General features: G+C 63.3%; 21 protein-coding genes. 5 read left to right on the forward strand and 16 right to left on the reverse strand.

Annotated features, from left to right (window positions below):
- Window positions 1–100 precede the first annotated feature (100 nt).
- The 5 genes from DPM33_RS21160 to DPM33_RS21180 all read right to left on the reverse strand — a co-directional run bounded on the left by DPM33_RS21160 (window position 101) and on the right by DPM33_RS21180 (window position 6,882).
- Window positions 101–2,290: an anthranilate synthase gene (locus DPM33_RS21160; protein WP_112099444.1), complete on the reverse strand. Its 2,190-nt coding sequence runs from the start codon at window positions 2,288–2,290 to the stop codon at window positions 101–103.
- 238 nt (window positions 2,291–2,528) lie between these two features.
- Window positions 2,529–3,584 carry a M14 family metallopeptidase gene (locus tag DPM33_RS21165; RefSeq protein WP_112099377.1) on the reverse strand — a complete coding sequence of 352 codons (1,056 nt, stop codon included), beginning with the start codon at window positions 3,582–3,584 and terminating at the stop codon, window positions 2,529–2,531.
- A 156-nt stretch (window positions 3,585–3,740) separates the two neighbouring features.
- Entirely contained in the window at window positions 3,741–4,913 is a 1,173-nt protein-coding gene (locus DPM33_RS21170) for an MFS transporter (RefSeq protein WP_112099378.1), read from the reverse strand.
- Between the two features lie 119 nt (window positions 4,914–5,032).
- A complete protein-coding gene (locus tag DPM33_RS21175; RefSeq protein WP_112099379.1) occupies window positions 5,033–6,409 on the reverse strand; it encodes an FAD-containing oxidoreductase in 1,377 nt (458 codons plus the stop codon).
- Between the two features lie 11 nt (window positions 6,410–6,420).
- Entirely contained in the window at window positions 6,421–6,882 is a 462-nt protein-coding gene (locus DPM33_RS21180) for a DUF4126 domain-containing protein (RefSeq protein ID WP_112099380.1), read from the reverse strand.
- A gap of 192 nt (window positions 6,883–7,074) precedes the next feature.
- Between DPM33_RS21180 and DPM33_RS21185 the strand changes: the two genes are divergently transcribed.
- On the forward strand, window positions 7,075–7,632 hold the full coding sequence (locus DPM33_RS21185) for a sugar O-acetyltransferase (RefSeq protein WP_112099445.1): 558 nt from the start codon (window positions 7,075–7,077) through the stop codon (window positions 7,630–7,632).
- On the opposite strand, the gene DPM33_RS21190 is transcribed toward DPM33_RS21185, so the two are convergent.
- Window positions 7,619–8,596 carry a helix-turn-helix domain-containing protein gene (locus DPM33_RS21190; protein WP_112099381.1) on the reverse strand — a complete coding sequence of 326 codons (978 nt, stop codon included), beginning with the start codon at window positions 8,594–8,596 and terminating at the stop codon, window positions 7,619–7,621. The two genes, DPM33_RS21185 and DPM33_RS21190, sit on opposite strands and share 14 nt — an antisense overlap.
- Before the next feature lie 129 nt (window positions 8,597–8,725).
- Between DPM33_RS21190 and DPM33_RS21195 the strand changes: the two genes are divergently transcribed.
- Together DPM33_RS21195 and DPM33_RS21200 are read left to right on the forward strand one after the other, a co-directional pair.
- Complete coding sequence (locus DPM33_RS21195) at window positions 8,726–9,367, forward strand: cysteine hydrolase family protein (protein WP_112099382.1); 642 nt, start codon at window positions 8,726–8,728, stop codon at window positions 9,365–9,367.
- 398 nt (window positions 9,368–9,765) lie between these two features.
- Complete coding sequence (locus tag DPM33_RS21200) at window positions 9,766–11,079, forward strand: hypothetical protein (protein ID WP_112099383.1); 1,314 nt, start codon at window positions 9,766–9,768, stop codon at window positions 11,077–11,079.
- A 61-nt stretch (window positions 11,080–11,140) separates the two neighbouring features.
- Here DPM33_RS21200 and DPM33_RS21205 read toward each other — a convergent pair whose 3' ends face one another.
- The 9 genes from DPM33_RS21205 to DPM33_RS21245 form a co-directional block, all read right to left on the reverse strand.
- Entirely contained in the window at window positions 11,141–12,820 is a 1,680-nt protein-coding gene (locus tag DPM33_RS21205; RefSeq protein WP_112099384.1) for a formate--tetrahydrofolate ligase, read from the reverse strand.
- A gap of 321 nt (window positions 12,821–13,141) precedes the next feature.
- Window positions 13,142–14,266 carry a DUF2333 family protein gene (locus tag DPM33_RS21210; RefSeq protein WP_112099385.1) on the reverse strand — a complete coding sequence of 375 codons (1,125 nt, stop codon included), beginning with the start codon at window positions 14,264–14,266 and terminating at the stop codon, window positions 13,142–13,144.
- Window positions 14,267–14,485: 219 nt separating this feature from the next.
- Entirely contained in the window at window positions 14,486–15,820 is a 1,335-nt protein-coding gene (locus tag DPM33_RS21215) for a DUF6638 family protein (protein WP_167449163.1), read from the reverse strand.
- Window positions 15,813–17,723, reverse strand: a complete 1,911-nt coding sequence (locus DPM33_RS21220; protein WP_112099386.1) for an ATP-binding protein — start codon at window positions 17,721–17,723, stop codon at window positions 15,813–15,815. Before DPM33_RS21220 ends, DPM33_RS21215 begins: the two co-directional genes overlap by 8 nt.
- A 12-nt stretch (window positions 17,724–17,735) precedes the next feature.
- Window positions 17,736–18,170, reverse strand: coding sequence for a hypothetical protein (locus DPM33_RS35905; RefSeq protein ID WP_146770301.1), 435 nt, complete (start codon window positions 18,168–18,170; stop codon window positions 17,736–17,738).
- Window positions 18,163–19,308: a hypothetical protein gene (locus tag DPM33_RS21230; protein WP_112099388.1), complete on the reverse strand. Its 1,146-nt coding sequence runs from the start codon at window positions 19,306–19,308 to the stop codon at window positions 18,163–18,165. The genes DPM33_RS35905 and DPM33_RS21230 overlap by 8 nt, the downstream gene beginning before the upstream one ends.
- 34 nt (window positions 19,309–19,342) lie before the next feature.
- Window positions 19,343–20,431, reverse strand: a complete 1,089-nt coding sequence (locus DPM33_RS21235; RefSeq protein ID WP_112099389.1) for a hypothetical protein — start codon at window positions 20,429–20,431, stop codon at window positions 19,343–19,345.
- 276 nt (window positions 20,432–20,707) lie between these two features.
- Window positions 20,708–21,097 (reverse strand): c-type cytochrome, encoded by a 390-nt coding sequence (locus DPM33_RS21240; RefSeq protein ID WP_112099390.1) that lies wholly within the window; start codon window positions 21,095–21,097, stop codon window positions 20,708–20,710.
- Window positions 21,098–21,216: 119 nt separating this feature from the next.
- Entirely contained in the window at window positions 21,217–22,074 is an 858-nt protein-coding gene (locus DPM33_RS21245; RefSeq protein ID WP_112099391.1) for a LysR substrate-binding domain-containing protein, read from the reverse strand.
- Window positions 22,075–22,144: 70 nt separating this feature from the next.
- On the opposite strand from DPM33_RS21245, the gene DPM33_RS21250 reads away from it, so the two are divergent.
- Window positions 22,145–23,071 (forward strand): DMT family transporter, encoded by a 927-nt coding sequence (locus tag DPM33_RS21250; RefSeq protein WP_245442298.1) that lies wholly within the window; start codon window positions 22,145–22,147, stop codon window positions 23,069–23,071.
- 6 nt (window positions 23,072–23,077) lie between these two features.
- On the opposite strand, the gene DPM33_RS21255 is transcribed toward DPM33_RS21250, so the two are convergent.
- Window positions 23,078–23,689 (reverse strand): thymidine kinase, encoded by a 612-nt coding sequence (locus DPM33_RS21255; protein ID WP_112099392.1) that lies wholly within the window; start codon window positions 23,687–23,689, stop codon window positions 23,078–23,080.
- Window positions 23,690–23,918: 229 nt separating this feature from the next.
- Here DPM33_RS21255 and choX point away from each other — a divergent pair, with 229 nt between their 5' ends.
- On the forward strand, window positions 23,919–24,854 hold the full coding sequence (choX, locus tag DPM33_RS21260) for a choline ABC transporter substrate-binding protein (RefSeq protein WP_112099393.1): 936 nt from the start codon (window positions 23,919–23,921) through the stop codon (window positions 24,852–24,854).
- Window positions 24,855–25,031: the final 177 nt, after the last annotated feature.

The raw sequence follows: 25,031 nt of genomic DNA on the forward strand, positions 1-25,031 counted from the left end.
CCGAAAAGTGTGAAGCGGTTTTCGGGCGACATCATGCTCTACCTCTTTGATTTAGAGACGGATTCAGATTCAGGTCGATTCGACCTGAAATCATCCGGCTCTAGGCGGCCTTTTCCTTGGCCTTGCGCGGCAGGTGCGCGACGATGTTCTCGATGATGCGCATGCCGGCATTGTGGCCGAGCGTCATGATCGATTCCGGATGGAACTGCACCGCGGCGATCGGCTCCTTGCGATGCTCGAAGGCCATGATGATGCCGTCCTCGGTCTCGGCGGTGACGACGAAACCGTCGGGCAGGCGCACCGGATCGGCGAAGATCGAGTGGTAGCGGCCGACGGTCACTTCCTTGGGCAGCCCCGAGAAGATGATGCCGGGCTTGGAGACGCGGATACGCGACGGCTTGCCGTGCATCGGGATATGCAATTGCCTGAGTTCCCCGCCATAGGCCTCGGCCAGCGCCTGCAGGCCGAGGCAGACGCCGAAGATCGGCAGGTCGCGGGCGCGCGCCTTCTTGATGGTGGCGGCGCAATCGAAATCCTTTGGCGTGCCCGGGCCGGGCGACAGCACGACGAGGTCGGGCTTCAGCCGCTCGAAGACCTCTTCCGGCACCGGCGAGCGCACCGTGGAGACGTTGGCGCCGGTCTGGCGGAAGTAGTTGGCCAGCGTGTGGACGAAGGAGTCCTCATGATCGACGAGCAGGATGTTGACGCCGTCGCCGACGCGCGCGGTGGTGCGCTCGGTTCCGGTGGCGTTGCCGGTCTTGGCGTCGCGGATGGCGGAGAGCATGGCGGATGCCTTCAATTCGGTTTCGGCTTCTTCTTCCTCGGGGATGCTGTCGAAGAGCAGCGTGGCGCCGGCGCGCACCTCGGCGATGCCGTCCTTGATGCGGATAGTGCGCAGCGTCAGTCCGGTGTTCATGTCGCCGTTGAAATTGACCATGCCGATCGCGCCGCCATACCAGGCGCGCGGGCTCTTTTCGTTCTGCTCAATGAAGCGCATGGCCCACAGTTTCGGCGCGCCGGTGACGGTGACCGCCCAGGCGTGCGAAAGAAACGCGTCGAAGGCGTCCATGCCTTCGCGCAGCCGCCCCTCGATATGGTCGACGGTGTGGATCAGGCGCGAATACATCTCGATCTGGCGGCGGCCGATGACGCGCACCGAGCCGGGCTCGCAGACGCGCGACTTGTCGTTGCGGTCGACGTCGGAGCACATTGTGAGCTCGGATTCGTCCTTCTTCGAGTTGAGCAGCTTCAGAATCTGCTCTGAGTCGGAAATGGCGTCGTCGCCGCGCTTGATGGTGCCCGAGATCGGGCAGGTCTCGACCCGGCGGCCGTTGACGCGCACGAACATCTCCGGCGAGGCGCCGATCAGATATTCGTTTTCGCCGAGATTGATGAAGAAGGAATAGGGCGACGGGTTGATCGACTTCAGCTTGCGCGAAATGTCGGAGGGCTGGGTCTCGCAGCGCTCGTAGAACATTTGTCCGGGCACGACCTCGAACAGGTCGCCGCGCTTGAAGCTCTCCATGGCGCGCCGCACCAGGTTGGCGTATTCGCCCGGCTCGTGGTCGCCGCGCGGCGGGATGCGGTCGGCGGTCCTGAACGGCTCGGCATGGGCGTCGCGGGCCAGGCCCTCGGTGGAAAAACCGTCGCCGGAATAGTCGTAGCGGTCGGTCCAGGCCTTGGTCGAATAGTGGTCGACGACTAGGATCTCGTCGGGCAGGAACAGCACCAGGTCGCGCTGGCTTTCTTTGCGCACGAGCTTGTGGTCGACCGGGTCGAACTGGAAGGCGAGATCGTAGCCGAAGGCGCCGTAGAGGCCGAGATTGGCGTCTTCCGCGGTCTTGAACAAAGCGGTGATGGCGCGCAGCACGGTGAAGACCGAGGGAACGCGGCTGCGCTCCTCCTCGGTGAAGACGCGGCCGGGCTTGGCGACATCGAGGCCGATGAGCGTCTTCGAGGCCTCGGCGATCGTCACTTCGCTGAGCTCGCCAAGCGTCTTGCCGATCACCGGCAGCAGCACTTCGCCGCGCTTGTTCAGCGCTTCGACGCGCATCGCCCGGCCGCGCGCCGAAATCACCAGCGGTGGATCGATGATGGCGGTATCCCAGCGCGTGTAGCGGCCCGGATATTCGTAATTGGAGGAGAAGACCGCGCCGCGGCGTGAATTCAGGCCGTCGACATAGGCGTCGATCGCGCCTTCATAGGGCCTGTCGTGCCGTTCGCGGGTGATCGTCACGCCGCCGGCGGTGACGAAGCGCTCGGCCCCGTTGTCCAGAACTTTAGTCGTCATTGCCGTCTCCATCAGCGTTTTGGGCAACGGACCCGGGAATGGCTTTAAAAAACAAATGGCCGCCCGGACATTCCGCTGCGGCCACCCTTTCCTTCACGCGCACACGCACGAACCGGCCGCTGTCAGCGAGCCCACCACCAAATGGTCTTGTTCGAACGCATGTTCATGGCGACTCCCATAGCGGCGAATGGAGGCCGGCGCAACTGGATTTCACGCCGATGGTGAAGGCCGCACGGCGTCAATCCTCGAGCGTGCCTGACCTTGCATCGTCGCTGCGCTTGTCGCCGGCGAGCTTCAGAAGATCCTCGCCGGCGCGGATGATGCGGCGCGAGCGGCGGGTCAGGATGAAGCCCGACTGCGGGGCGAACACCTCAGTGCGGCCGTCGATCTCGCCCGGCGCATGCACGATCGTCGCCAGCCTGTCGCCCTTCTTGACGGGGTCGCCGGGCTTGACGTCGTAGAGGATCGCGCCGGCTCTGGGCGCGGGCATCATGTCGATGTTTTCCAGCGGCACGACGGCGCCGGCGAAGGTGCCCAGCTTTGCAACGGACGGGTTCTGGATGACGCCGCGCGTCACCAGCAGCCGGTAGAGGCCCTCGGCATCGGAAGCGGCCAGAGCAGCGTCGACGTCGAGCATGCCGCGATACTCAACCGTGGTGACGACGCGCCGGTCGAAGCGCGCTACGTTCGCCGGGACGTTCTGGTAGGGCATGATCGAGGCGCCCTCGAAGGTGCCGTCCGCGTCCTCGCTCCACAGCACCACCGCATCGACGCCCATGGCGGCCGCGCAGTCGGCCATATGCGGCCACAGGCTGGTGTGGATGTAGAGATAGGCGAGGCCCTCGTCGTCGCAATGCAGGTCGAGCACGATGTCGGTGCCGAGCGAAAGCTGGACGAGCCGCGTTTTCAGCCGCTGGTCGGCGCCGCCCAGGGTCGTGTCCGGCAGCAGCCTGACGTCGGGCGCCGCAAGCAGCGGAAAGGACCGGTTGAAGTTGGTGCGCGTGCCGAGGCTGAATCGGCCCTGATGCTCGCCGAAATGATATTGCGCGCGGCCGATCGGATTGGCCCAGGGCACGATGGTGATCGGGCCCCTGATGCGGCCCTCGGCCTCCGCCTTGCTCAGCATCGGCATCAACGCATCGATGGCGACGACGCCCGGTAGTTCGCCTGCATGCAGGGCGGCCTGCAGATAGGCGGACGGCGCTTTCTTATCCTTGCCCTGGAAGCGGAAGACCGGGAATTCGTAGATGGTTCCTTCGGCGTCGCCGGCGAGGCGTTCGATCGTCTTCTGCATGGGGCCTCCGAATGAAGAGGTCACCCAAATGCCTGTTTGGGGCCGGGATGTCGAGTGGTCCAGCGGGGCCGCGCCGTGGCGCAGCAAGGCTACAGCGAAGGCGCCGAGCATGGTTACGGCGAAGACGCCGAACCTGCTACGGCGAAGACTCCGAACCTATTCAGCCGGCTGTGCCTGCAGGATCGCGCGGCGGTCGAGCGCCTGCGACAGCACCGCTACCGCGACGGCCAGAAGCGCCAGCGCCGCGCCGACCAGCGGCAGATTGGCATAGGACACGCCCCAGGAGATGGCGAGGCCGCCGATCCAGGCACCGCCGGCATTGCCGACATTGAAGGCGCCCTGGTTGAGCGTGGCGGCGAGATTCGGGCCTTCGGCGGCCGCCTCGACGACGCGGATCTGCAGCGGCGGCACGACGATGAAGATCAGCATGCCCCACATGAAGACGATGGCGACCGCGACCGCGGCAATCGCGCCGAGCTTGGCGAAGACGACGAACAGCACGGCCATGGCGAATAGCGTGCCGATCACCGTCGGCATCAGCTTCCAGTCGGCCAGCCTGCCGCCGATGATGTTGCCGATGGTCATGCCGGCGCCGAAGAGCAGCAACACCCAGGTGACGGTCGCCGTCGAGAGGCCGGAGACGTCGGTGAGATACGGTTTGATGTAGGTGAAGACTGCGAACAGGCTGGCGGACGCGAGCGAGGCGATCAGCATCGCCAGCCAGACCTGCAGCTTTCCAAGCACGCGCAACTCGCCGCGCAGGCCGCCGCCGCTCGGTTCAGCGACATCCGACGGCACCAGCCATGCGATGGCCGCGACCGAGATCAGGCCGATGCCAACCACGGCCAGGAAGGTGGCGCGCCAGCCGAAGGCCTCGCCGAGCGCGGTGCCGGCGGGAACGCCGAGGATGTTTGAGAGCGTCAGGCCGGCGAACATCAGCGCCATGGCGCTGGCGCGCTTGTTGCGCGGCACCAGGCTGGCGGCAACGACCGAGCCGATGCCAAAGAAAGCCCCGTGCCCAAGAGCGGTGAAGACACGCGCGGCCATCAGCGTCCAATAATCAGGCGCGATGGCGCAGAACAGATTGCCGACGACGAATGAAGCCGTCAGCCCGACCAGTACCGGCTTGCGCGGCAATTGCGCGGTGGCCATGGCGACGATCGGCGCGCCGAACACGACGCCGAGCGCATAGCCGGTGACCAAAAGCCCTGCCGACGGGATCGAGACGCCAAGGTCGCCCGCCACTTCCGGCAGCAGGCCCATCATGACGAATTCGGTGGTGCCGATGCAGAAGGATGCAATGGCAAGCGCTAGGATCGGCAGCGGCATGGGATGTCCGGACTGAATCGGTTCAAATCGAGAGTGGCTGCACCCGCGCCAAGCGCACAAGCGCCATTGTTGCAATGCAGCAATGCAGAAAGACGGGGGCGGCTTCGCGAACGAAACAACTAGGCGAGCGGCTTCAGCTCCTGGGCGATGGTCGGCAGCAGCTCCGAGACGTTGGGGTGGATGTGCATGGCGCGCGCCAGCGTCGAGATCGGCGCCTTCGTGTACATGAGGTCGAGCACGCAGTGGATCGCCTCGTCGCCGCCCGGTCCCAGCACTGCGCAGCCGAGGATTTCTCCGGTGTCGGCATCGGCCAGGATCTTCATGAAGCCTTGCGTCTCGCCCTTCTCGACGGCGCGGCCGACACGCGTCATCGGCCGCTGGCCGACGAGAGCGCGGCGGCCGGATTTCTTGACCGCCGCCTCCGTCATGCCACAGCGGCCGAGCGGCGGATCGATGTAGAGCGCATAGGCCTCGATGCGGTCGCTGACCTTGCGCGGATCGTTGTCGAGCAGGTTGGCGGCGACGATCTCGTAGTCGTTGTAGGAGGTGTGGGTGAAAGCGCCCTTGCCGTTGCAGTCGCCCATCGCCCAGATGCCGGGCACGCTGGTGCGCAACTGGTCGTCGACGACGATGAAGCCGCGCTGGTCGACCGCGACGCCGGCCTTGTCGAGGCCGAGATCGTCGGTATTCGGAACACGGCCGAGCGCCAGCAGCACATGCGAGCCCACCGCCGGCGGCTTATCCGCGGAGAAGGTCACGGCGATCTCGTTGCCTTTCCTGGCGAAGCCGATGTCATCGGCGCCGACATGGACGGCGATGCCTTCGTTTTCGAGGATCGACAGGATCGCCGCGGATGTGTCCTCGTCCTCGCGCCCGGTCAGCCGCGGCGCTTTTTCAATGACAGTTACTTCCGAACCGAAGCGGCGGAACATCTGCGCGAATTCGAGCGAGATGTAGCTGCCCCCGACGACGATCAGATGGCTGGGCAGCACATCGAGGTCCATCATCGAGGAATTGGTGAGGTAGGGCACGTCGTTGACGCCGGGCAAGTCCGGCACCGAGGCGCGGCCGCCGGTGTTCAGGAAGATCTTTGGAGCCGTCAGCAGCTCGTCGCCGACACGCACGGTGTTGGCGGTGACGAAGCGCGCATGGCCGCGATAGAGCGTGCATTTCTCCATGCTCGCGATCCAGGTCTCGAGCCCGGTGCGGGATGCGCCCGACACCTTGTCCTTGCGCGCCTTGATCGCCGCGTAGTCGACGCCGACCGCACCGGAAACGGTCACGCCGTAGTCGGCGGCGCGGCGGGCGAGATGGGCGGCATAGGCGCTCGCCACCATCGTCTTGGTCGGGATGCAGCCGGTGTTGACGCAAGTGCCGCCGACCAGCTTACGCTCGATCAGCGCCACGCTCATGCCGGCGGCATTCAGTCGGCCGGCGAGCGGCGTGCCGGCCTGTCCGGCGCCGATGACGATGGCATCGAAGCTCTTTGCGTCCAAGGGTGGGGCTGTCATGCGACGGCCGCCACGATCAGCAGGCCGCCGATGATCGCAACAGCGTCCTCGATGAAGGCGGCGGGCGGATCCTTGCCGAAGGCCGCGGCCAGCCGGCCGCGGGCTTCGGCGCCGCCCAGCGTGCCGATCACCGCGCCGATGACGCCGGCAACGAGGCCGCCGATGGTGGCGCCGCCGGTCGCGCCGATCACCGCGCCGGTGAAGGCGCCCAAAACGATACGGGCGCCGAATTGCTGCGGCACTTTGCGGCTGGGTGTCGACGGCAACTGGTCGGTGACCAATTCGACGATGGCGAGGATAGTGAATATGCCGACGGCAACCCAGTGGCCCATGAAGCTCGCCCAGGTGCCTGTGACCGGCAGCCAGCCGACATAACAACCCCAGGCGACGGCGGCGGGCGCGGTCATGGCGCGCAGGCCGGCAATGACGCCTATCAGCAATGCGAGGATGTAAAGCATGCTCGACCCCCTCAAAATCGGAACCTCGCAGGGTTCCAGCAAGGCAGGCTAGCATAGGCCAGGCGTTTGGCCACGGGCTTTTGGAGTCAAAGGCAAGAAGTATGATGTCATCCGAAAACCGCTTCACACTTTTCGGCATCATGCTCAGGGATGGATTATGCTTTGGCAGCGGACGGATCTGGAGGCGCGGCCATGACGACAAGCGAACGAAAAAAGATGGCGGCGGGCGAATGGTACACCTGCATCGACGACGAGCTAGAGGCGTTGCGCGTCGCCGCGCGCGACGCGGTGTTCGAGCATAACAGCCTGCCGCCCCGGCAGCGCGGCAATATCGGTCCGGCCCTGTGGGCGCTGCTCGGCGGCGCGGGTGAGGGGGCGCGCATCGAGGCGCCGTTCCACTGCGCCTATGGCTTCAACCTTTTCCTCGGCGACGGCGCCTTCCTCAACGCCGGCTGCACCGTGCTCGACACCGCGCCGGTACGCATCGGCAAGGGGACGCTGCTCGGACCCAATGTTCAGATCTACTGCGCTGAGCATCACCGGGAGGCCGCCGGCCGGCAGGCAGGGCTGGAGATCGCCAAGCCGGTCTCAATCGGCGACTATGCCTGGATCGGCGGCAGCGCGGTGATCCTCGCCGGGGTCAGCATCGGCGACGGCGCCATCGTCGGCGCCGGCAGCGTGGTGACGCGCGACGTGGCGGCGAACGCGACGGTGGTCGGCAACCCGGCGCGGGTGGTCACGCCGCGCTGAGCGCGCCACCGGTTTTGGAAAACTCGCGCCGGTACTGCACCGGCGAGATCCGAAGCCGCGCGGCAAAATGCTGGCGCAGCGAGGTGGCGCTGCCGAATCCGGCTTCGAAGGCCACCATATCCATCGACTTGTCCGTCTGCTCCAGCAGCCTTTGCGCCAGCGCGACACGCTGGTCGGCAAGCCAGTCGCCGAAACTGGTGCCGATCGACTTCAGGAAGCGGCGCGTGAAGGTGCGGCGGGTAAGTCCGGCCATATCGGCGACGCTGTCGAGACTGTGCGGTTCGTCGAGTGTCGCGCGTACCTGGTCGAGCGTGCGCGTGAACCGGTCCGCATTTGGCGTCGGCGCAACCGGACGCTCGATGAACTGCGCCTGACCGCCCTGCCGGTGCGGTGAGAGCACGACGTGGCGGGCAAGCCGAAGCGCTGCCTCGGCGCCATAGCGGGCACGCACGATGTGCAGGCAGCAGTCAAGCCCGGCGGCGACGCCGGCGGAGGTGATGATGTCGCCGTCGTCGACATAGAGAACGTCCGCGTCGATCGCGAGGTCCGGATGCAGCGCCTGCAACTGGTCCGTATAGGCCCAGTGGGTCGTCGCCCTTCGTCCGGCGAGCAGGCCGGCGCCGGCGATGGCGAAGGTGCCGAGACACAAGCCCACGATCAGCGCGCCGCGCCGATGGGCGCGTCGCAGCGCATCCTTGAACGGCGCCGCCAGGGGTGCATCGAGATCCTTCCAGCTCGGAATGATGACGATGTCGGCCTCGTCGAGCGCGGCAAGCCCATGCGGCACGACGATGCTCAGACCGGCATCGGTGTGAATGGGTCCTTCCTCCATCGCGCAGACGCGGAAATCGAAGCGCGGCAGGCCAAGTTTCGTGCGGTCCGCGCCGAACACCAGGCAAGGTACGGAGAGGTGGAAGGGGCTGATGCCGTCGAAAGCGACGGCGGCGATGATTGGGTTCTTCATGACTGACATCGTTTTGGGTTTGGACGGCGAATGTCCCAATTCTTTCGAATGATGTCAATCGGGCCACTTTCTCCACCCGAAGCGTCCGCCTAGCTTCGCCACGTCAAAACAGCCGAAAGGAAAACCGCCATGTCAGCACCAGCCAACCAGCCACACCGCGCGCTTGTCGTCGTCGATGTCCAGAACGACTACAATGGCGGCAATCTCGCCATCCAGCATCCGCCCTTCGCCGACAGCGTCGCCAACGTGGCGCGCGCCATGGATGCCGCGGCGGCGACCGGCATCAAGATCGTCGTCGTCAAGCAGATGGCGCCCGAGACCTCGCCGATCTTCGCCAAGGGCAGCCATGGCGGCGAGCTGCATCCCGAGATCGCCAGGCGCGCACGCGACCACTATGTCGAAAAGATGCTGCCCTCGGCCTTCACCGGCACCGATCTGGAGGCTTGGCTGCGCGCCAATGCCATCGATACGATCGCGGTCGTCGGCTACATGACCCACAATTGCGATCTGTCGACCATCATCCACGCGGTCCATATGGGCTTTGCCGTCGAGTTCCTTTCCGACGCCAGCGGCTCGGTGCCCTATTCGAACAACGCCGGCTATGCCTCGGCCGAGGATGTCCATCGGGTGGTGAGCATCGTTTTGCAGTCGCGCTTCGCCGCGGTGCTGAAAACCGCCGACTGGATCGATTGCCTGAAGACCGGCAAGTTGCCTGAGCGCGATACGATCTATGCATCGAACCAGCGGGCCTTGAAGCGAAACGCTGCCTGAACCGCGCGGCTCCGGGCCAGAGCGGGGCGCCGTAGCGATGCGGCGCCCTCTGCTTTGAGCTTAACCATAATCCAAGAAGACGTGATCCATTTCACAGAAATCGGTCCTATTCTTTCGAAGAGTCACGCTGCTCTGAAGTCTTAGCGCGGTTGGCTGGGGGCTGAAGTGAAAGCGCGCGTCGCAAGAACTGTCCTCGTTCTGGCTCTCGCTGCCAGCGCCGCGCTATTGCCTTGGCCCGCCTTCGCGCAGGTACCGCCGCACGCGCCGGGAACGATCTGCTTCACGCAATTCTTCTGGTGCTGGGCGCAGCCGCCCGGGCCTCCCGGCTATCCTTGCGGGTGCCCGTCGCAATATGGCTTCGTGCCGGGCTACCTGGGCTAGTCATCGGAGGGCTCGAGATGACGGCATCCCACGATCCTCTCGTCTCCGGGCTGCTTGCCGATGCGAAGCTGGTCGCCGGCTATGGCCGCTACGGCGTGTTCAAGGACAGCGCGCTGTTCGCGGCGATCGGCGATGCGGAAAAGCTGACCGATGTGACGGCAAGCCGGCCCGAGGTCGTGAAACTGCAATCGGTGCTCAACGACTGTTCCAACACCGTGCCGTTCTCGACGCTGGCTGCCCTGCGCACCGGCTGGTCGCCGGGCGACATGTCGCGCCGGACCGCGCTTGCGACCTATTTCCTCGTGGCGCTGTCGGTGACGATGATGATCATCATCGGAAAGCTGACCTACGTGTACAACAGAGGCGTGTCGATCAGCGCCGAGCTGCAGGAGATCGACAACAACGATTTCAGCGCCCGGTTCGGACAATCGATCCGGCAGGTCTGGGCAACGAAGAAACAGCTGAGTTCGGCCACGGCGCGGCAGGCGTCGACGACCGATCTGACGCTGCTCAAGGACGCTTATTACAATTCCGTCGACAGCCTGCATTCGCTCGACCAGCGCTTTTCCTCGCTGCTGGTGAGGGCGCAAGGGTTCATGACGCAGGAGGCGCCGTTCCCGATCTGGGGCATGCAATGGACCTATTGCAGGCTCTCCGCCTCCGCCGCCAAGGCCGGCGCGCCGCTCGATTTCTCAAATCCGAGGCAGATGGCGATAAACCAGTTCTGCAACCAGCAGGTCGCGCTGGCGCAGCAGCAAAGCGGGACAGAGAGCCCCCAGCCGCTCAAACAGTCGGATTTCGACTGCAAGAACGGCGACAACGGCCAAGGGGGCACCCAGGTCGTCAGCGCCACCGGCACGGCAGGCGAGGTCGAGGACGTGAACGCGGATTTCGACGAGGCGACGCGCAACCTGCAATGCGAAGGCGTGATCACGATCACGCCGAACTCGATCTCGACGCTGACTTTGCAGGCCAAGACGCTGGGCGAGGTGCTAAGCCCCTATGCGCTGTGGATTCTGCCGGCGCTCTACGGCGCGCTTGGCGGCATCATGTTCCACATGCGCATGATCCTCAATCCGCTGTTGCCCAATCCGCCGCTGGCGAGGCTCATCCACCGCATCGCGCTCGGCGGGCTTGCCGGCATGATACTCGCCTGGTTCATGGCGCCGGGCACCAAGCTCGGCGGCGAGGTCACCGGCATAGGCTTCAGCCTGTTCACCTTCGCTTTCCTGTTCGGCTTCAGCCTGGATATCTTCTTCACCATCCTCGACCAGTTCGTCTCGATGTCGGTCGCCGGCATCAAGAAGTTCGGCACCTCGACGGTGGCCTGAGCGATCCGCGCAAACGAAGAGGGCGCCGCATCGCTGCGGCGCCCTCTTTGTTTAGCCTGTATCAGAACAGGCCTTCGATCTGGCCGGCTTCGTTCAGGAAGATCTTCTCCGACGACGGCTTGCTCGGCAGGCCGGGCATGGTCATGACCTCGCCGCAGATGATGACGACGAAACCGGCGCCGGCCGAAAGCCTGACCTCGCGCACTGGCACGGTGTGGCCGGTCGGCGCGCCGCGCAGGTTCGGGTCGGTCGAGAAGGAATACTGGGTCTTGGCCATGCAGACCGGCAGATTGCCGTAGCCGGCCTGTTCCCAGGCGTGCAACTGGTCGCGCACCGACTTGTCGGCGATCGCCTCGTCACCGCGGTAGATGCGCTTGACGATGGTGTTGACCTTCTCGAACAGCGGCATCTCGTCCGGATAGAGCGGCGAGAACTGCGAGGCGCCGGATTCGGCGATTTCGACGACCTTCCTGGCAAGATCCTCGATGCCGGCCGAGCCTTGCGCCCAGTGCTTGCACAGGATCGCCTCTGCGCCCTGCGCCCTGACGAAATCCTTCATCGCCTGGATCTCGGCGTCGGTGTCGGTGGTGAAGTGGTTGATCGCCACCACCGCCGGCACGCCGAACTGCTTCACGTTCTCGATGTGGCGGCCGAGGTTGAGGCAGCCCTTCTTGACCGCCTCGATGTTTTCCTTGCCGAGCTCTTCCTTCTTGACGCCGCCATTCATCTTCATGGCGCGCACGGTGGCGACGATGACGGCCGCCGACGGCTTCAGCCCCGCCTTGCGGCACTTGATGTCGAAGAATTTTTCAGCGCCCAGATCGGCGCCGAAGCCGGCTTCGGTCACCACATAGTCAGCAAGCTTCAGCGCCGTCGTGGTGGCGACGACCGAGTTGCAGCCATGCGCGATGTTGGCGAACGGGCCGCCATGGACGAAGGCGGGGTTGTTCTCCAGCGTCTGCACGAGGTTCGGCTGCATGGCGTCCTTGAGCAGAACCGCCATGGCGCCGTCGGCCTTGAGGTCGCGGGCAAAGACCGGCGTCTTGTCGCGGCGATAGGCGACGATGATGTCGCCGAGGCGCTTTTCGAGGTCCTTCAGGTCGGTGGCGAGGCACAGGATCGCCATGACTTCCGAGGCGACGGTGATGTCGAAGCCGGCCTCGCGTGGATAACCATTGGCGACGCCGCCGAGCGAGCAGATGATCTCGCGCAGCGCCCGGTCGTTCATGTCCATGACGCGGCGCCAGGCGACGCGGCGGGTGTCGATGCCAAGCTCGTTGCCCCAGTAGATGTGGTTGTCGATCAGCGCTGAAAGCAGGTTGTGCGCCGTCGTGATGGCATGGAAGTCGCCGGTGAAATGGAGGTTCATGTCCTCCATCGGCACCACCTGGGCATAGCCGCCTCCGGCGGCGCCGCCCTTGACGCCGAAATTCGGGCCAAGCGAGGCTTCGCGAATGCAGACGATCGCCTTCTTGCCGATGCGGTTCAGGCCGTCGCCGAGGCCAACGGTGGTGGTCGTCTTGCCTTCGCCGGCCGGCGTCGGGTTGATGGCGGTGACCAGGATCAGCTTGCCGTCCTTGTTGCCTTTCACCGACCTGATGAACTCGGCCGAGACCTTCGCCTTGTCATGGCCATAGGGGAGCAGATGCTCGTTCGGGATGCCGATCTTGGCGCCGATCTCCTGGATCTGTTTCTTCTTCGCGGCGCGGGCGATCTCGATGTCGGACTTCACTTCGGCCATGACGGCTTTCCTCTGGATTGGGCGTTGGAAGGGACGGTTTTGATCAATTGTGCATGTTCGGAACGCCACATCGGCGCAGAGGGCATTTTCTAACCCTGTCGCGGCCTAGGCGTCAACTTTCATGCAACTATGTTTCCTGTAAAGAAAGAATATTGCTGTTCCCGGTTCGCCCCGCTTCGGGTCTTGGGCGCCCGGTCGCTTGCGGCGTATAGAAGCCAGAGCGGCGGCCGCTCCGCCGTCTCAAAACAGCCGCTGAATACGCGAAAAGCGACAGAGGCGACGGCGCAAATCCGCCATCGCCCTGACTGACCGGCGCCAGCCTTATTGCGTCAGCACGTTACTGATCTCGACCATGTTGGAGCGGACCCTGAGGATATAGAAGCCCATGGTCGTCAGATGCGTCGGCAACAGCCAGCCATCCTCGCGGCCGTTGGCGATGATGAAAGGCTGGATGCGCAATGCCGAGACGAATTGCGCGTCCATCGTGTCCCACAGGCTCTGCAGGTGCTTTTCCTTGATCACGTCCTCGAAGTCGGCCTGGGCGCCCTTCATCAGGCCGTAATAAGCGTAGAGCTGGCCATAGGCGAACCAGAAGCGGTCATCGGCGCGGAAGTCGAACCAGCCGTCATTGTGGTTCTCGGCGCGCTCCTTGAGGATCGCCGAGGTCGAGCCGATATCGCTAGCGATGCGGTCGATATATTGCTTCAGATTGTCGGCGCGGGCGTCGAAGGTCGCCTGACAGGTGGCGAGCCGGGCGTTGAAGGACCGCAACTTGCGCACAGCATCGCGATAATAGCTGGGAGTCGGCGTCTTGGGGCCGAACGGGTTCAGGCCGAAATACCAAGTGTACTCGTCGAACTGCAGATTGCCACGCGCGTCCTGCAGGTCGGCGTCGATCTGCGAGGTGGTACGCACGCGGCCGAGATTGTCGGCAAGCTCGGTCGCAGTGCGCCGCACCGCCTGATTGATGCCGCGCTGGAAGGACGCCTTGTTGTCCATCCACGGTGTGTTGTCCCAGTCGATGCCGAACAGGCCGACCTTGTAGAGGATCATCGACGAGATCCAGGCATTCTGGTTGACGTTGAAGTCCGTCAGATCGGCCGCCACCTGGGCGATCGCCGAATTGCCGCAGGTCTTGGCCGTATCGGTGCCGGCGCCGGCTGAAACCTGCTCGCCGGCCGACACGTTGCGCTTCTCGAACGTGTAGGTGTCGGGATAGTTCGGGTTGAAATTATTCCACCACTGGGTGGCGTAGAAGAAATTCGCGTAAAGGCCGATAAGCACGACGATGGCAAGCCCGACCACGGCCTTCAGGATCCAGCCGCGCTGGCCATACCAGCGGCCGACCCACACGAACGGCCACAGGATCACGCCGATGATAAAGCCGATGCCGCGGCCTATCCATTGGAATATCTGGCTGAAGAAGTTCACGATCGGGTCGAGCATGGCTGTGGCACCCCCTTAGAGCATTTCACCGTTTCAAGGGAAACGGCGATCTGCCCTAACCCTTTGTTTTGGCGCAATTCCGAGCGGAAAACCGCCCGCACTTTTCCTGGAATTGCTCTAGATCAGCATGACGTTTCGTTGAAACGTCATCCTGATCCAACTCTTTGTTGGAGCATGATCTTCCTCCGAAAACCGACTTCCACTTTTCGGGATCATGCTCTAGTCAGTCAGACCGTAAAGGCGCGTGCGAAACGCAACCTTGTCCTTCAAATATGTGGTTTTCAGAACGTCCACAACATGCGAGCGCCAGGCGTCGCTGTAGCCGTCATAGTCCTTGTAGAAGCCCGGCTTGTTGAAGACGTAGCGCGAAACGAAGTCCTGCGGCACGAAATCCGAGATCAGCTGGTTGGTCAGCCAGGCATCGGGTTGATCGGGCTTGGCGCGCACGACCAGGAAGCGCTGGCGCGGCGGCACATCCTCGATCTTGAGATGGCCGAATTGGGCGATCTCGCGCTTGGCGGCGTTGAGGAACGGGAAGTTGCCGTCGCTTGCGATCAGGTCGGCATGGCCGAGGATCCAGGTCTGCAGCCAGACCTTGTCGACGTCGGTCAGATTGCGGTTTGGCTCGGCGTCCCGGATCAACGCGCGTACGACCATCTCGGCGCGATGCTCGAGATAACCGGAAGCTTCTATCCATGAAGCCCGCGGCAGGTCGAGGCGGCCGGTGCCGGCAAGAAAGCCGAACACCTTGTCGGCGTCGTTGATCGACAGATAGTTCACCTGCCAGGGGCGCGATCGGCGGAAGCCGGGAGCCGACGGGTCGCTGATCACTGTCGTCATGTCGGGATCGACGAACACGTAGAGCCCGCCGAAATGACTGGTCCAGTAGGCGTTGTGGCGAAAGATCACCTGGTCGGGCACCAGCGCGTTCTCGCGGATGTCGCCGCACACCTTGGCGAGATCGACCATGCGCTCGAGCATGGCATTGTCGCGCCAGGCGTCCGGCTCCTGCTTCAGCCGGTCGACCAGCTTGCCAAGCTCGGCCGCCTTGCCGAGCACGTCCTCGGCCGACAGCACCTTGAACTCGACCTGGTTGATCGACAGCAGGTCCTCGATATCGTTGACCTTTGGGACGGCGTCCTCGATCTCACCGTAGATGACGTCCTTGATGGTCAGCGCGTCGATGGCGCGCTGGTTCTTGGACATGAACTCGAACATCAGCTGCGAGGTGTTGGAAAAGGCGGTGTGGACCACCGGCAGGTCGATCTGCGACGGGGTCAGGATGATGAAGCGGCGGTTGACCTCATTGGGATCAAGATAGTCGAAGTCACCACACTCCTCTGCGATTTCGGGCGAGAAGCCGGTGCGGTCGATCTGGAAGCTCTCGAGCTTGGTGGGCTCGAGGCCGAAGGCGGCAAGCGCCTTGTTGTAGCGCTGGATGAGATGCGATTCATCGACCGTGAGCAGCCGGCCGTAGATCAGCTCGTTGTCGCGCAGAAGGTCGGGCTTTTTGGCGGGCGGCACCTCGGGTGCCGCCGGCGAGGGTCTACGCATTCCAAAGCCCCTTCTTCTTTAATTCCTCCATTTCCCGCGCCGCCCTCTCGCGCAGCCTTGCGTCGCGCAGGAGCTTCTCCACCGCGGCGTCGTCGGACTTGTCGGAATAGCGGAACTCGGAATCGGCGTAGCGGTTGATCTCCTGCATGACCATGTCCATCGAAAATGGCCCGCGCAGTTCCTCGATCATCGCCTTCTTGTCGTCGTAGCTCTTGTGCATGAAGGCTTCCGGCTTCTCGAACCAGTCGTCCGGCAGCTCGATATCCATGGCGCGCATTTTTATCGCGTCGGTGACGTTCTTGATGGCGCGGCCGGTGAAGCGCGGTTCGGCGTCCTTGATCATGTGCAGGTAGGTGCCGACATCGGCCATGGTCTTCGGCGCGCCATTCTCCTTCATGTAGCGCTCATAGACCTTCATCAGCCCGTCTTCCTGCGGCTTCTCGTGCTCTTCATAAGCCTCGGTCACGGCACGCTGGATCTCCTGCGCGGCATAGAGCTCGTGCTTGCCCAGAGGGATCTCGTGGTTCTTGCCGGCGAGCAGCACGAAGATGTCGATATAGTCGTCGCGGGTCTGCGGGCCGTCGACCAGCCAGCGCGCGCCGGCGCGCTGGCGCAGCGCGTCGTCGACATTTTCCGGATAGTTGGAGAACATGCCGAAGGAGCAGTTGCCGCGCACCACCGTCGAAGCACCCGCAAAGGCGTCCATCAGGACGCCAGTGATCTCCTGCTGGCCGGCCGATGCGCGGTCGTCGGAGCGGCGCGCCGCCACCTGGTCGATGTCGTCGATGGTGCCGAAGCCGATGACGCGCGGATTGAGCACGTTGTTGATGAACTGGCGGCAGTTCTGGCCGGACTTGCCCTGGTAGGACGAGATCTGGTCGACGCCGAAATTCTCGTATGCAAAGGGATAACCGCCGACCTGGCAATAGCCGTTGACGAGGCCGGCGATCATCTGGATCAGCGTCGTCTTGCCGGTGCCTGGCGCGCCGTCGCCGATGAAGGTGAAGAGGAAGCCGCCGAGCTCGACGAACGGGTTCAGCTCGCGTTCGAAGTCGTAGGCCATCAGCATCTTGGCGAGCCTGACCGACTGGAATTTGGCGATGTGGTTGCCGACGACCTCCTCCGGTTTCTTGAAGGTCATCACCAGCGGCTTGGAACGCTTGCCAGGCGCGACGTCGAAGCCATCGAGGGTGAAATCGTCGACATCGATGCGGATATGCGCGTTCTCGAACGGGCCGATGCCGTCGAAGCGGCCCTTGCGCGCCACCAGCCCGTCGATGGCGACGCGGGCAAAGGCGCGGGCGCGTATCGTCAGATCGGTGTCATCCTTGGAGCCGGCAATCGCCTTGTCGAGGCCGGCGACGATCGACTTCACCGCATCCTGCGGCGTGTCGAACAGGAAATCGGGCTCGGCAATGTCGTTCGGCGCCTCGCCGTCGCTGTCGATCAGCTGGAACAAATAAGAGGCGAAGCTGAAGGCGGAGACGTAAGCCGAAGCCGACAGAAGCTTCTTGAAGGTCGACGCTTCGTCGCCTTCCAGCGGCGCGCGGGCGTTTTTCGCCTGCAGGCTTTCGAGGTCGGAGCCTTCGGCAAAGACATCCGATACGGCCAGCGCGATCGCCAGCCCGCGGCGGGCGCGATAGAGCAGCGTGTGCTGCGGGATGCTCATCAACTGGTCGTCGGGGTGGATGGCCGCGACCGTCTTCGAGAGCTCGACCTCGCGCGTGCGGCGGACCGAGCCGACCGACACCGTCGAGACGAAGCGGCGGTTGGTGCCGGCAAGCGCGGTGCCGGATTCGCGCGAGGGGTCCTCCAGCACGACGATGCGGGTGATGAAGCTCTGCGCGATCGCGCGGTGCTTGTCGATTGCCGCTTCCGAGATCGTGGTCAGGCCGGTGTCCATGTGTACCTCACGTCAATCGTGCCCTGCCTTGTGCTTTTCAAATCTTTGAGTGAGCCAATTGCCGGCGGACGTGATTGCGAAAATGACCAGAAACATCAGTGAATAGAAGCCGGTAAAAGACAAAATCGCGTCAGAAGAAGTCCCTATCCCGCCAACGGCCATGCCAAGGCGAAAGCCTGTGAGCTGCACAAATAACGACAGTAGCAGAATAGTCGAGACCGTTCCGGCCAATGCCGTAGCACCGGCATTTTTGAGCGAGTTTGCCGATGCCCATCCGCCGCCGATCGTTCCTGACAAAACACTTGCGCCTGCGACGGCGGTGGAAGTTTGTTCCGGAACGAAATGCTGCAACAAAAAAGCAAATAACCACGCTGCCACATTGACGATGACCACGGCGGTGCCACGGTAAGATGTGTGTGCTGGTATTGTCGTCTCGTTGTCAGACATCTGAGATCACCTGTCCGTTGGACAGGATGTGGACCTTGTAGCCGGAAAAGATCTTCTGCGCCTCGCCCGCGGCGTAGAGCGCCTGGTAGGCCTCGTGCGGGATCAGCGCATGGTTCTCATAGCTCGATACGCCCTGGCGCGCGGCTTCGAGATCGTCGGTGTTGATGAAGAATTCCTGCGTCGTCTTCTCGCTGGAGAACAGGCCTTTGCGGCTGGGCTTCTCGCTCTTGGAAAAGACCTCCTGGATGGTCCAGGTGAGCAGCCAGGCATTCTCCGGCTTGCGCACCTTGGCCAGCACCTCGGCCACGGTCGTGTTGTTGTCGGTGATGCCGGCCGAATAGAATGGCCCGAGCACGACGCGCCGCAGTTGCTTGGGATGCAACGGCTCGAAATCCTTGTCGAGATTGACTGCGATCGTCGCCGGCGAGAGCGTGTAGGCCGAATTCTTTTCGGTAAAATCGTCGAAGCGATGCGCGAGCTCCGGGTTGAGCAGGCCGTCGACTGGAAGCGGGATATCGACCTTCTCATTCAGCTTGCCGTTGCCGTCGACAAGCTGGCGCACCATGCTCTCCGAGGAATCCTCCACCGTCACCATGTAGACCAGCGGCAGGTTGGCGCTGCCGTCGAACGTCGCCCAATGGACGAGATAATAGGGCCGCATGGTCTTCGGGTTGACCGAGACCTTGGCCGTCTGCGCGAGCGTGAAAGGGCCGAAGGTCGCCTCACTCTTGACGTCCTCGAGATAGAGCCGCTCGGCCATCGACTTCTGCAGTGCTTCGGGAAATTCCTTGTGGCGCAGGATGAAGTCGGCCATCTCCTCGCGCAGCTCGCCAGCCAGCGGGATGTTGGCCAGCCGGGCATCGGCCTGCTGGCGGTCGTTTTCCAGCTCGAGCAGGTTCTGGAAAACGGGATAGCCGCTGTCGGCGCGCGAGATGCGGAACGTGTCAATGAAGCCCAGCCGGTTGCGCCAGCAGCCGAAGGACTTGTCCAGCCGCGCGATATATTCCGCGACGATCTTGGCGACGATGCCGTGCCGGTAGAGCGGCGAGCGGTCGTCGCGCATGAACACTTCCAGCCCGCTCAGCGCCGCCGTGATGGCGGAAAAATAGCGTGCCGCCGCGTCGTTTTCAGGTGTCATGGAGCTGCCGTTAAAATGAAGTCGGCGACGCCGCCTACGACTGCACGTAGTTGGCGGAATTGTGCTTCTTCATCACCTCGTCGAATCGACGGGCGAATGCATCGTCGGCAAGCTTCTTGCGGCGCTGGATATCGGCGCTGGCGACCATGTTCTTCTCATGCATCTCCAGCAGGTCGCCGATATGCTTCTGCGAAGCGGCGCCGATGCCCGCCATCGTCTCCTCGGCCGTGTTGTCGACCTGGCTGCCCAACGTGTTGATCTTGTGGGCGACGTCCTGCTGGGCGGCGGTTTTCAGCGAATCTTCCAGCGCCTTGTAGAGAACGATGCGCTGCTCCGTGTCGATGGTCAGCTTGTTGATCAGCGTCGACTGCGCTGCGATCTGGTTGTTGAGCGAATCGACGAATGTCTGGAACATCGAGGTATAGCGCTCCAGCGTCTGGCTTTCGGCCAGCAGTTCCTGCTCCTTGGCCTGCTTTTCATTGTATTCGGTCGCCATTTTCGAGCGCTCGCCCTCGAGCTCGGTGCGCTCCTTCTGGGTGGTGGAGGCGGCGATCTTGTTCTCGATGTCGAGCAGCAAAGGATTCAATTCCTCGATGCGCTTCTGCACCGTTTCGAGATTGGTCATCGTCACCTTGCGGCGCTCGATCACCTGCGAAAGACTCGTTTCGGAAGTCTTGTAGCGCTGGTCGAGGACTTGCTTCTGCGCCTTCAGGATGCCGACGATGGTGTCCGACTTCGCCAAGAGTTCCTGCAGATTGCCGGCGAGCGACATGTTTCGGACGCGGTCGGTGCGCATGCGCTGCTTGCGCTGCGCCGAAAACACGCCGACGAAGTTTTCCCAGCCGGTGTAGTTCTTCATGCTCTCGAATTCGGCGCCGAAGACATTGGTGGCGTCCTCAAGCCCGATGATCAGGTCGGCGATATTGCCTTCCATGACCTTCTGCTGCTTGAGCACGTCCTCGATGCGGGCGTTCTCGATGTCGAAATTGGCGTCGCCGATCTTCTTGTCGGCCTGAGCAAGCGTGTCGAGCACCGTACCGGACTGCTCGATCTTGGCGCGCATGTCCTGCACGACCTGCTTGGTCTTGGCAATTTCGGCATCGAAATTCTGCAATGTCGCCATTGGGGCCTCCCGCTTCGGCATCCGTTTTCCGTGTCGTGGCGGCGAATATATGTGGGGCTTCAAGGGATTGAAAGAAGGAAGACAAGGAGAGGCGTCAAAACAAAAGAATTGCTCAGGTGCTTGAAAGACAAGGCAAGCATGCGTAAGGCGCCGATTAACGCGCGCCGAATTCGAACAGCTTTAGCTCATATGCTCTAAGCTCTTGTTTTTGCGAACAGCCATGAAACAGCGCCGGCAAATCTCTTGCGACGACAATACCGGTTCGTGCGGCATCGATCAGGGCTTGGGGTCGGCTTTGAGATAGGCAATCACGTTGGCGATGTCGTCGTCGCTGGTCAGGCCGGTAAAGGCCATTCTGTTGCCGGGAACCTTCTGCCGGGGCGCCTTGAGATATTCGGCGAGGTTGGCTTCGTCCCAGACGAGGCCGGCGGCACCGGCATCCTTCATGGCTTGCGAATAGTGGTCGGCAAAGCTTTCCGCCGAGCCGGCCTTGCGGCCGACGACACCCAGCAGATGCGGGCCGACCTTGTCGCGATCCGTTGCCGCTTCGTGGCAGGCGATGCAACGGTTGAAGACCTTCTTGCCCAGCGCGGCATCGCCATCGGCATGCGCGGCAAGACCGCCCGCAAGCAGGAACAGCGCGGCGGACGAAGTGGCTCGAAGCATGGCGGGGTCTCCGGCTGGTTTTGGCTGACGACAGAAAAGTAGGGCGCAGGGCTTAACAAAGACGGTGGCGTGACGCGAAGATTGCGCCGGATCCGGCCTCCTCGTCCAGATATCCGCGGTCAGGCCCGTTGTGCCAGGTCCCGGCGCAGGAAGTCGTTCAGCCGTTCAACCGCCGGCGTCGCCGACAGCGGGTTGCGCAGGATGCCGATCTCGAGATCCGGCAGCGCCGGAAGCCCCTCATTGACGCCGACGACGCGCAGCGACGGAGGCACGCTTCGCTGCGCCAGCCCGGCGACCGCGAGCCCGGCCTGCACCACGGCGACCAGACCGAGCAGCGAGGCGCTGGAATAGGTACAGCGATAGGACCTGTCGGCACTGCCGAGCGCCTGCAGGACATTCATCCGCGCCGCGCAGCCCGGTTCGAACAGCGCGACGGGCAAGGGATTGGTCTGCCAGGCGACATGGTTGGGCGAGGCGACCCAGACGAATCGCTCCAGCCGGACCACGTCGAGCGGCTGCTCCGGCAGGCGGGTGACGATCGCCAGGTCAAGCCTGCCTTCCGCCAGGGTTTTCACCAGCGCGGTCGATTGCTCACAGACCAGTTCGACGGTGACCAGCGGATGATCCTCGGCAAAACGCGACAGGACAGGCGGCAATAGGAACGCGGCGTAATCGTCCGGCACGCCAAGGCGCACACTGCCTGTTTCTTTCGGCCGGGTGACGCTGGCCCAGGCTTCGTCAGAAAGCTTCAACAGCCGGCGCGCGTAGATGAGGAAATCCTCGCCGATCGCATTAGGAGTAACCGTTCTCGGGCCGCGCACGAGAAGCTGGTTGCCCACCATGTCCTCCAGCCTTTGCATCTGCATGCTGACCGCCGACTGGCTGCGGCCAACACGAGGCGCCGCATTGGACAGGCTGCCGGTTTCGACGACGGCGACGAAGGTTTTCAGCAGGTTGAGGTCGAGTGGAGCGGCCATGGCGCTATCAGCATATCGAATAGATCCTCACAAATCTATTCGCTTGTTTGAAATCGCCGCGAGGGGTCAGATGGATTTCGACCCGCTGGAGAGCGCTGCGATGAGGACCATACCGACCGACCGGTTTCCTGCCGCGAGCCTCGCTTCGGCGATGGTGATCGCCGGCACGGTCGGCGCCTTCGTGACGGAATCGGGACAGCATCCCGTCACCGTCGTCTTCTGGCGATGCGTGTTCGGCGCGCTGTTCCTCGCCGCATGGTGCCTGCTGCGAGGCTACTTGCCGGACCGGACGCTGTCCGTATCCCGGCTTGCCCTCGCGGCCCTCGCCGGCGTTTGCATGGTGCTGAGTTGGACGGCCTTCTTCGCCGGTTTCGCCATGACGTCGATCGCCACGACGACGATCGTCTACCATGTCCAGCCGTTCTTCGTGGTGCTGCTTGGCGTCACGGTCCTCAAGGAACGCATCTCGCTCGACCAGATGCTGTGGATGCTCGGCGCGTTTCTCGGCGTCGTGCTCGCCAGCGGCCTGGTCGTCACGCACGGCCATGTCGATGCGGGCTGGGCGCTTGGCATCGCGCTGACGCTCGGCGCCGCCCTGCTCTATGCGGTGGCTACCATGCTCGCCAAGGGTCTCGGGCAGCAGCGCGCGGAGATCACGGTGCTTTGCCAGACGCTGGTCGGTGTCGTGTTGCTCGCCCCGTTCGCCGATATCGGCCATCCCATCCCGCTGGCGTCATGGGGCTGGCTGACCGGCATCGGCGTCCTGCATACAGGCATCGCCTATGTGCTGATGAATTCGGCCTTTCCGCGCCTTACGACGCCGGTGATCGGCGTCATCACTTTCATCTATCCCGTCGTCGCCATCATCATCGACTGGGCCCTGTACGCGCATCCGCTCGGGCCGGCACAGGCCGCCGGCATGCTGCTCATCGCGCTGGCAACGCTTGGCGTGCGGCTTGGCTGGCGGTTCCCAGTGTGGCGTGTTTCCGCCGCCTGAAGCTGCTCATGCCCTGACAAAACCGATGAAGTCGTCAGGCGCGGCCCTGCCCATCTCCTCTTCCCAATGGCGGCGGCAGAGCGAAACATAGACGTCCTTGCCGATCGCCACCTGCTCGCCCTGCCTAGCCACCTTGCCGTCAGGCCCCAGGCGCACCACCATCGTCGCCTTGCGGCCGCAGCGGCAGATGGTGCGCACCTCGCGCAGGTCGTCGGCGATGGCGAGCAGCGCGCGCGAGCCGGGGAACAGATTGCCCTGGAAATCGGTGCGCAGGCCGTAGCACATCACCGGAATGCCGAGACGGTCGGCGATCCGGGCGAGCTGCCAGACCTGCTCCTCCTCGAGGAACTGCGCCTCGTCGACGAAGATGCAATGCACGGGGGCATGCTGGTGATGCTCCGCGACCCTGGCATAGAGATCATCGCCGTCGCGGAACATCTCGGCCTCCGATTCGAGCCCGATGCGTGACGAGATCAACCCGTTGTCGCCCTTGCGATAGTGGCCGGCGACGAACAGCATCGTCGACATGCCGCGTTCGCGATAGTTGTAGGACGCCTGCAACAGCATGGTCGTCTTGCCGGCATTCATCGTGGCGTAGTGGAAGTAGAGCTTGGCCATAGGTGCTTTTAAGCCGAGTTCGCGCGTCGCGGGGAGGGGGCGCCGGCTCCGTCCCCAGAAACTCGATGTCGTTCAAAAACCCGTCATGTCGCTTAATGGCCAGTGCGCGCCGTTCATCGGGACGTTGAACCGCTTGAAACAACTTCAAAATGGTGTTTGGCTGACGAAACAAGGCGGGCGCAAGAACCGTAACTTCGCATCGCCTGACAATTGCAATGGGAGAAAGTTCATGTCGCGTATGAAATCCATCGCCGCGGGCCTCGGCCTGGCGGCGCTTATGGCCACGACCGCCGCTTATGCCGGCGATGCGGCGAGCTGCAAGGCGGTTCGCCTGTCCGATGTCGGCTGGACCGACATCCAGGCCACGACGGGCCTGGCATCGGTGCTGCTCACCGCGCTCGGCTACGAGCCGCAGACGATCCAGCTTTCGGTGCCGGTAACCATGGCCTCGCTGAAGAACAAGGACCTCGACGTCTTCCTCGGCAACTGGATGCCGTCGATGACCAACGACATCAAAGACTACACCGCCGATGGCTCGGTCGAGACGATCAGCACCAATCTCACCGGCGCCGGCTACGGCATCGTCGTGCCGACCTATGTCGCGGATGCCGGCGTCAAGTCGCTGACCGACCTCGGCAAGTTCAAGGACAAGTTCAACGGCAAGATCTACGGCATCGAGGCCGGCAATGACGGCAACCGCATCATCCTCGACATGATCAAGAACCCGGCCGACAACCTCGCCGGCTTCGAGTTGGTCGAGTCGTCGGAAGCCGGCATGCTGACGCAGGCCGAGCAGTCGATGAAGAGCAATGAGTGGATCGCCTTCCTCGGCTGGACGCCGCATCCGGTGATGGGCGCCATGAAGATCACCTACCTCGACGGCATGGGCGATAGCGGCTTCGGCGCCGCCACCGTCTACACCAATGTGCGCAAGGGCTACACCACTGAATGCCCGAACGCCGGCAAGTTCATCGCCAACCTGAAGTTCAATCTCGACATGGAAGGCGAGATGATGGACGCGATCCTGAAGGGCGGCGATGCCCAGACGGTGGCGAAGGACTGGCTGAAGAAGCATCCCGACGCCGTTGCGCCGTGGATTGCCGGCGTCACCACCTTCGATGGCGGCGACGCGGCGGCTGCCGTCAAGACGGCGCTCGGGAGCTGAGCCGGTTTTGAGTCCGGAATGATCATCCGGAAGAGGGCAGCCAGTAGAAAAGGCTGCCCTTTTTCTTAAAGCGCGCCGCGCCTTAAGTCTCTGTTTTCACGGATGTCGTTTTCCCAAAACCGCTGCACACTTTTGGGTGACATGCGTTAAGCTGCGAGAAGATGACCGTACGGAAAG

Origin of the sequence: Mesorhizobium hawassense (assembly GCF_003289945.1) — a bacterium.
Classification (GTDB): domain Bacteria; phylum Pseudomonadota; class Alphaproteobacteria; order Rhizobiales; family Rhizobiaceae; genus Mesorhizobium; species Mesorhizobium hawassense.